We start from the raw sequence: 7990 nt of genomic DNA on the forward strand, positions 1-7990 counted from the left end.
CGATGTTCGTGCCACGTTAGTACGCCTGGGTAAAACACTAAAACGTAATTTTCCGGTTCATGTATTGAATCCTTTTGCTCTGAATTTAAATCCCTTTCAAAATGAATATTGTGCTCTGCCACACCAAATATTATAACTTTTTGGTTGGTAAAATCTTCTACTTTGTAGTGGTGAGTAACGCTAAACCTTTCTAAAATTGGCTTGTGTTTTAAATTCCACAGTTGTTCAGATAGTTTATCACTTCTTAGTAAAAATTTACTTCCTTTCTCTTCTCCACTCGTAACCGGAAAACACGCGTTTATTTCTCCTAAGTTCCAGCTATCTGATAATACTATCTGCGCTTTAGCAAACTTAATCTTAGGTAATAAGCTCTGTGGTAGCTGATATAGCGCTTTGAAGTTATACCACACATGATTTCGTTCATAAATACCGTTGTAGTTCTTAGTATGAGGCTCGGTTTCTCCAAGTATTGCTACATCCAAGCGATATATGTCATTGCTTAAAGCTTGTTCATAATGATCGCGTAGATAGTTTTCTACAATCCTAATAACCGGACCATGAGACCTGAAAAAATTTACTCTTCCAAATGATAAAACTGGCCCATCTTTTTCTATTTTTACCCCGGAATAATCCGATAATAAACTTCCGAAAAAACTCTCATCCAATATGAACCTGCTAATGTTGTAATAATCGTTAAAAATCCTCATTAGCCTCGATCTTGCAGGCAATGATAGTTTTGCTAGTTCTACTACTGCATCAACGAAGAAGTCATTCGGAACATCTTTTATCCCTATCTGCAGTTCAAAGAAGTCCTTGCCAGATGGTTCTTCGATAATTGTAATATCTTCTATATTTGCCCATTTTAGTGCTATTTTCAGTGAAGCAGGTGTTCCTCTTAAACGCTGAAATTTTATCCCTTTTTTTATCGCCTTTCTTTTGTCTTTTACCCAATGTAGGATTTCTCCTAGCCCATATTCCTCTATTATCCATGGCAACACTTTTTCCCCTTGGCTAAATTTAAACCCTCTGATACAACCAGGATCTACTTTGTAATCTATTGCATCAACCAGCGCTTTTTCCTTTTTTGTTGCGTTTGGCGGTAATAGCATTAATTTAACTCAACATTTAAACTTTTTAAGAAAGCGGACTCATTTCCTTTCACAACTATGTCTTTTCTTGGCTCTATTAATTCCACGTTTTCTACTCCTTCCATAAACAAATTGGCTATTATCCATGATCTTGTTACCTTCCATCCTAATCTTTTCGTTGTTCCAAATTTTTCGATAAATTTCTTCTTCACCGTTTCAATAATATCTGGTCTTTTAATGCTAATTTTACTGTGGATATCTATTTCTATCATATTGCAACTTACCACTTCAACTGTATCTGTTAAAATCCTCACATCCTCCCTGTTTAGCTGATTTTTGACAATTTCTAGTAATTCTTCTTGCAGTGTGGATAATTCTGTGGATAAGATTGAAACTTGTACTTTCCCTGGTATAGGTGATTCTACTAATGCATCCTTTACTCTACTATCTGCTGACAGTGCATGATATCGATAGTGTTCTTTACTTCCTCCCGTGCTCCAGCCTATTATCTTTGCTTTAATTATTTTTCTAAAACGTTCGTCATCTTCTTCTTTCTGCCTCTCCACTCCATAAAATTCAGCTAAATTATCAAGATCTTCTCCTGTCGCAAACTTAAGTAAATTACTCTTTACTGCTTCGTTTATCCTTTGTCTCAGCAAAAGCTCTCTCCAGGCTGCTACTTCTAATACCTTCATCGCTGAGTCACTTTCTACTAATGCCGTAAAACTTTCATCTCGACTTATTAATTCTTCTTTCATACGTGAAAAGATTTCTTCGAAGTTCAGTGGCTCAATAATGTTAGTCTGCTGCATCTTTATACTACAACCTCATCGAAGCGAATCTTTTTCCCCATTGGTACGTACAACCCTTCCAGGTCAAGCGTTACTTTTCCCTCTTTTACTTCTGTCATTTTTACTTTTTCTAATTTAAACCTTTTTTCCCATTTTTCCAAAGCTTCTGCAGTTGCTGCGTAAATTTCTAGTGTTAAATCACGATTAACTGGCTTATCCAATAATTCAAATAGCCTAGACCCGTAATTCCTCATCATAATTCGTGATCCTATAGGAGTCGTAAGTATATCAATTATTGATTGCTTTAAGTGCTCTATTCCTTCTAACGCTTTTCCTGTTTTACCATCCATACCCTTCATTTCTATTTTGCAAAGACGCTTTTACTGCCTTTTATTACTTTTAACCCACAAGATACTGAATCCCCTACTCTTCCTACACCATGACCATTTGCAAACACTGTTTTTGATCCTTGAATCATTACTTTTCCTTCGTTAAAATTGTCTCCTTTCCTACAGACTGGGAAATCATTTACAAAAACATTATTACTGCCGCTAATGCAAAAATGTGGTGTTGCTTCTCCACAATAATCTCCTACTCGCACAACTGATTTATTCATTTTCCAATTAATTAAGTTCTATTCTATCTGCTTTCAGTTTTATTTCGCTCCTTGTCATCTCTATACTTGATTCCCCAGCTTTCAATGTTATTTTGTCCACTACTTCAATCTCTAAATGATGCTTCTCTTTATCATATAACAATCTTGTCCCATCTTGAATTTTTACACTATTTATTTCTTTTTTATTCTCTGGTGCAGGGTATTTTTCCTGATATATTCCTGCTAATACCACCCCTAATGATAGTTCTCCTAGCGCAGAAAGTATAATAACCTGTTCATCGATATCTGGAGGAGACCAATTTCTATCTTTTCCTGCTTTACTTGTTATCCATGGCAACCAATCTGTTAAAAATTCCCCTATTTGCACTTTTACTCTCGCTTTTTCATAATCTACTTCTTTCACAAGCCCAATACGTACAATGTTAGCTAACTTTCTTTGCAACTCTGAAATAGCAAAATTACTTTCCAACATTTATTTCACCGATTTCTATTTTGTGTGGCATAAATTTTCCCTCTTCCCAAATAGATCGACCCAAGTGTACTTCATGCACCCAGTCTACCATCCACACTAAATACGCGTCTAATTCTGGCCTAAATCCGTCAATTTCTGCTGATATAAATTCACCTGGCGAAACATTTTTTACGTTCCAAGTATTTTTATTTACTACTCTCGCAACCTCAGCAGCTAATTCTCTGACAATAATAGCTGCATTCTCTATTGTGCTATCAATCACAATTCGTGCCTCAAATCTTGCTTTCAGGGCTAATTCTTCTGTTCCTGAATCTTTTCCTTGCTCTAAACTTGACAATTCCACAAATACCGCTGGTGCTACTATTTCCCTTCTTATCATTGGATATATTTCACATGTCTGTATCGCTGGTATTTCTTTCTTCAACATTCTGCAAATTGCTTTGTGCAACTCAATTAAAATCATACTTTTACAATATAGTTTAATTCACGCTCAAAATATTTCTCAAATATCCCTTCTGTTTCATAATTAACTAGCTCCTTTATTATTTTTGATGCTTCTGGTTCCAGTCCTAATTTTACCTCTTGTATTGGCAAAGCTGTTCTTCCTTCACGCCTAAAAACACCACTATTTCCTCTTGGCATTGTTGCCATAAATCCTCCTATAAACTTATGTTTTCCTACTTTCGCTCCTTTTCTTGTTTGTCTCATCTTGCCAATTGCTGATACCCTAATATCATATAAATTTGCTCTCATTAATACATCTAACCTACTTGTCTTAGCCTTAAAAATTCTTAGCCTTTTTCTCATTACCGTTAATTTTATCTTCTTTTCCTCACTAATTTCCTGAGCTGCTTGCGTTTTTAACCATAGTGCTGTTTTGTTCAATGCCCTCACCGCTGCTTTTTCCACTTTTTTCCTTTCAGCATTTACATTTTCAATTACCTTATTAATATTATCGGTAACTTCTATATTAATAGACATTTTACACCCCCGATGCTTGAATTTTCCATACCATTCCTGAATTATCTCTAAGTGGTGGTGTGTGTACTCTGTATCTACAACTACCTATGGAAAAAGTATCTCCTACCATTGGCTTTAATACATCAAACACACTTACTTCCAACAATAAAATTTCTCCTACAAATTGTCCTTCACCAATCTCGTATAATTTATCTGGCTGTTGCTTTAGTACTTGTACCATATATGACTTATCCTTTGATTCATACAAAGCTACTTTTCCTAAATGGGCAAAACAATCTTGCAATAATCTCTTAATATTTTCTTGCATATTTTTCTGCTATATACTAACCTTTACATGCTAAGAAGGGGCACACAGGTAAAGCATTCTTCTGCCTCACCACTTTATAGTTGCTCTACCTGTGTTGTTATGTTACAACGACTTTTACTAATACTCCCGGTCTATGGCACATTGGCAGAGAATTTGACTGAGTATGTAAATCGGTCCCTCTATCAAATCTTCTTGGCTCTTGTTTCGCGTAAAGTGGCTGTCCAAGAGTATTTACTGTCTCATTAAAGTCTGCTGGTGCAAAATACGTTGTAAATGTGCTCGCTGTTCCTAGTGGAAAACAGTTTCCACTTTCTCTTTCTATAAATCTTCTTACGGTTCCTTCAGGGTCGGTTGCTTGCCCTCTATACTCTTCAAATGTTATTCCACAGAACGTAAATCCTGATCTCATGTCATTCCTCAGCGCTGCTCCTTCTTGCCATCTTTCATATGCCTCTTTCACTTTACTATGCGAAATTAGTGCATCAAAAAACTCTGGACTTACCAGTGCATGAATCCCCGTCATATATTCACCACTTAAATTGTCCTCAACATGGCGCAATACTTCCAGACACTTACGCTTTACATCGGTTGTCGCAGTCCCCAATGCAAAATTTACTACTTTTGGTGTAATTTCAAATTCGTTGTAAAGGTTTAATAACTCCGACCCATCAGCATCAAGAATGATTCCCTTCAGCGCTCCCATTCTCAAATGTTCTAACGTTATTGCGTGTTTATTTCTCATTAGCTGCAAATGATCAGTTATTACATCTGCCAATGCTTTCAGTTCACTTTCTGACCCAAATGCCCTTATTCCCTGTACTTCCTCAGGCAACACTACGTCATCATGTGGTATATGTGGAATGGTAAAAGTTCTTATTTTTCGTTTTCCACGTTTTCCTACTGTTGCTGGTGCTCCTGGTAACTGCGTTGGTAGTAAACTTAATACTCCATTTTGCTCCTCTATAGTAATATGTCTAAATCTTACTGACCTACTTGGAAACAAATTTAAATTTTCAACTTGTCCATAATTTATCGGCAATATATTTATCGCATTTGTTAGTGCCGTCATGCTAAATGCTGTATTTGTAAATGGATTTTGCATTTTTTCTTTTCCCCCTTTTGTATTTTTAATAGTTTTTTTAAGCTCCCTTGCGGATAATGATCCCTCGTCCTTCAAGGTGCTTTATTGCTGCAGTTTTCTGCTCTTCAATGATATTTGCTGGCCATACAACTGCATGATCTGCTAGTATTGCACCACGAGCAATAATTACTCCTTTACTATTTTCCTTTGCGTTTACATCGCTTGCTATCACTCCTATAGCCGTTTGTGTCCCATCTGTGGCAGTTGGATTTAAAGCTTTAATAAAACCATCTTTAGTATCATAACCAACTACTTTTCCCAGCTTTAGATTTTGTCCCTTGGCTACTGTTATTTGATCTCTTGAATATAGGTTGGACACTTCATATTTCAGAAGATCGCCTAAATTATTTCCTTCAGTTATACTTATCATGTCTTTTTCTCTCCTTTTTTTATTTTTTTACCGCCATATTTGTGGTTGTTATACACGGCGGTTATACACATACTTTAAATGTTTGATTGCGCACGACTTTTCGCTACCTGCATCATCAACTCTTCTCCTGAATTCTGTGGTATTGCACTTAGTATTTCTGTCTTCTTCGTTCGCTCTGCAAGTAACTCCATTAAAACTTCCCTGGCTTGCTCAACACTTACGCTTTGCTCAATAAATTCTCCTATCTTTTCTGGCATTCGTGATAAGTTACATAAACGTATTAATTCAAGAACTTCAGTACGATACTTAGTTAAATTGTCAGTTTCTAGGTCATTTGTAGTTTTTTCATTCATAGTAATATCCCCTTTTTTATTAATAGATTTAAACTCTGAAAGAATTGTAATTCCATCTGCAAGACCTATTTCTACTGCTTTCTCGCCAAAATATAGCCCTGCTTCTGTTGATTTTATTGCCTCTACAGAAAGGTTTCTATTGCGTGCTATTAGCTCAACCAGCATTCCATATAAACGATTCACTTCGCTTTTTAGGCTTTCTAAACTCTCAGAAGTTATTGGCTCATGTGGATTTAAATCATTTTTTCTACTTCCTGCAAATACTGTCGTATATTTTATTCCCTGTTTTTCATCAAACCCACTTTGATCTATATGACTTGCTATTACTCCTATGCTTCCAACTCCTGAAGTTCTAGTTACCAATACTTTTTCAGCACTTGATGCAATTGCATACGCCGCAGAATACGCATCATCATTTGCTATTGCCACAATCCTCTTTTCTCTCCTTGCTTGGTAAATAAAGTCGGAAAGGTCGAATAAACCGTTTACTTCTCCTCCGGGGCTGTCTATGTCCAAAATTATTGTTTCTACTTCTTTATCTATTAAAGCTTCTTCTATCTCTTCACTTATCTTCTCATACGATGTCATCCCCAATACATCATCAAAAACTTCTGACTTTTTCGTCAAGATTCCATGTATTGGTATTATTCCTCTTTCACTATTTCTTACCGCATGTTTTATATTTTTAAAGATAGGCTGCTTTCCTGTTTGTAGTGACAGTAATTCAAAACTCCTTGGTTCTACCATTACACATCTGTTTAGCCATATCGCTTGGTTTTTCATATTATCTCTTGATTAGTAGTAACGTCGGAATCAAAACTTAAACCCAAGGAACTAGCACGTCTTTGATCTTCTGCAATTTCTTGGTCTATTTCTTCTACATCATAACCTAGCTCTGAAACCACTTCTGATCGACTCTTAAATCCATTTCTTACTGCCATTTGTTGTGCTTGCTGGTCTTTTAAAGGATCCACCCAATCAAATCCCTGTGGTATCCATTTTACTTCTTCTTTCGCTGCTTTTGCTACTTTTTTATCTATACTCAGTTCTCCACAGAGTACTGCTAATTCTAGCCATCTACTCCATACTGGTCTGCAAAATTGAAATACCATAATGTTGTGTTGCAGCATAGCACATCTACGACGAAACTCTATTAATCCTGCTCGAATGGATGAATAATTAACGCCCGTTAAATCTCCTGTTAGTTGCTCATATGTTATCCCTGTGCCTATTGCTATTGCCCTCAGCTGCTGTCTCATGAATGCTTCATAACTTCCTCCTACATCAGATGGCTCTGAAAATTTCATGTCTTCTCCTGGGTCTAAAAGCTGCATTGTTCCTGGCTCTAAACCTGATAGTGCTACTCCTTGCTCATTACTTTCACCTTCTCCTAAAATATTTGCTTCAGGATCGAGCCTTGTAATAAACCCTGCAAACATCGCTGCTGTCTTTTTTCTCACTAATTCTGCATCATCATATTGATCAAGTTCATAGAGCTTTAGCAGTATACTCGAAAGCCATGGCTCTCCTCTAATTTGCCCAGGTCTTAGTGGTCTATAAATATGTAAAACATCATTTGCTGGTACTCTTACTGATTCTCCAAATGAGCCTTCTCCTGGATGTTCTCTAAATAAGTAATATGCTTCTCTTTGCCCAAGCTTGTTAAACTCAATCCCGTTTCTTATTACATTACCATTTGCTAAAGTTTGATTTGTTTTATTGTCTAAATGTTCAGACTCAAGTACTTGCAGTTGTAGTGGTACAGAAAATCTATCTTCCAGCTTTCTCGTTCTTAAACGTACAAAACATTCTCCTCCCTCTATCATACTTCTGCATACTAGAGCTTGTAATCCATAAAAATCACTTACTCC

12 protein-coding genes are annotated in these 7990 nt (G+C 36.4%); all 12 read right to left on the reverse strand.

What is annotated here, in order from left to right; translation table 11 throughout:
- A partial coding sequence (locus OZD64_RS01165) for a phage tail protein (protein WP_274999152.1) occupies positions 1-1109 on the reverse strand: 1109 nt, incomplete at its 3' end.
- Entirely contained in the window at positions 1109-1900 is a 792-nt protein-coding gene (locus tag OZD64_RS01170) for a baseplate assembly protein (RefSeq protein WP_274999153.1), read from the reverse strand. The genes OZD64_RS01165 and OZD64_RS01170, both read right to left, overlap by 1 nt.
- Before the next feature lie 2 nt (positions 1901-1902).
- On the reverse strand, positions 1903-2238 hold the full coding sequence (locus OZD64_RS01175; protein WP_007552425.1) for a GPW/gp25 family protein: 336 nt from the start codon (positions 2236-2238) through the stop codon (positions 1903-1905).
- 2 nt (positions 2239-2240) lie between these two features.
- The gene (locus OZD64_RS01180; protein WP_010082105.1) at positions 2241-2495 is read right to left on the reverse strand and encodes a PAAR domain-containing protein; all 255 of its coding nucleotides are present in this window, start codon (positions 2493-2495) and stop codon (positions 2241-2243) included.
- A 7-nt stretch (positions 2496-2502) separates the two neighbouring features.
- Positions 2503-2967: a phage baseplate assembly protein V gene (locus OZD64_RS01185; RefSeq protein ID WP_012673195.1), complete on the reverse strand. Its 465-nt coding sequence runs from the start codon at positions 2965-2967 to the stop codon at positions 2503-2505.
- Positions 2954-3430, reverse strand: coding sequence for a hypothetical protein (locus tag OZD64_RS01190; RefSeq protein WP_010962732.1), 477 nt, complete (start codon positions 3428-3430; stop codon positions 2954-2956). The genes OZD64_RS01185 and OZD64_RS01190 overlap by 14 nt, the downstream gene beginning before the upstream one ends.
- Positions 3427-3948, reverse strand: a complete 522-nt coding sequence (locus OZD64_RS01195) for a phage tail protein (protein ID WP_274999154.1) — start codon at positions 3946-3948, stop codon at positions 3427-3429. Before OZD64_RS01195 ends, OZD64_RS01190 begins: the two co-directional genes overlap by 4 nt.
- Position 3949: 1 nt before the next feature.
- On the reverse strand, positions 3950-4255 hold the full coding sequence (locus OZD64_RS01200) for a head-tail joining protein (protein WP_007550857.1): 306 nt from the start codon (positions 4253-4255) through the stop codon (positions 3950-3952).
- Between the two features lie 97 nt (positions 4256-4352).
- Positions 4353-5357 carry a major capsid protein gene (locus OZD64_RS01205; protein WP_274999157.1) on the reverse strand — a complete coding sequence of 335 codons (1005 nt, stop codon included), beginning with the start codon at positions 5355-5357 and terminating at the stop codon, positions 4353-4355.
- A 37-nt stretch (positions 5358-5394) separates the two neighbouring features.
- Positions 5395-5766, reverse strand: coding sequence for a head decoration protein (locus tag OZD64_RS01210; RefSeq protein WP_010082142.1), 372 nt, complete (start codon positions 5764-5766; stop codon positions 5395-5397).
- Positions 5767-5840: 74 nt separating this feature from the next.
- On the reverse strand, positions 5841-6902 hold the full coding sequence (locus OZD64_RS01215; protein ID WP_274999155.1) for a S49 family peptidase: 1062 nt from the start codon (positions 6900-6902) through the stop codon (positions 5841-5843).
- Positions 6899-7990: phage portal protein (locus OZD64_RS01220; RefSeq protein ID WP_274999156.1), on the reverse strand; the 1092-nt coding region annotated here is incomplete at its 5' end. The genes OZD64_RS01215 and OZD64_RS01220, both read right to left, overlap by 4 nt.

Origin of the sequence: Wolbachia endosymbiont of Drosophila tristis (assembly GCF_028981745.1) — a bacterium.
Classification (GTDB): Bacteria; Pseudomonadota; Alphaproteobacteria; order Rickettsiales; family Anaplasmataceae; genus Wolbachia; species Wolbachia pipientis.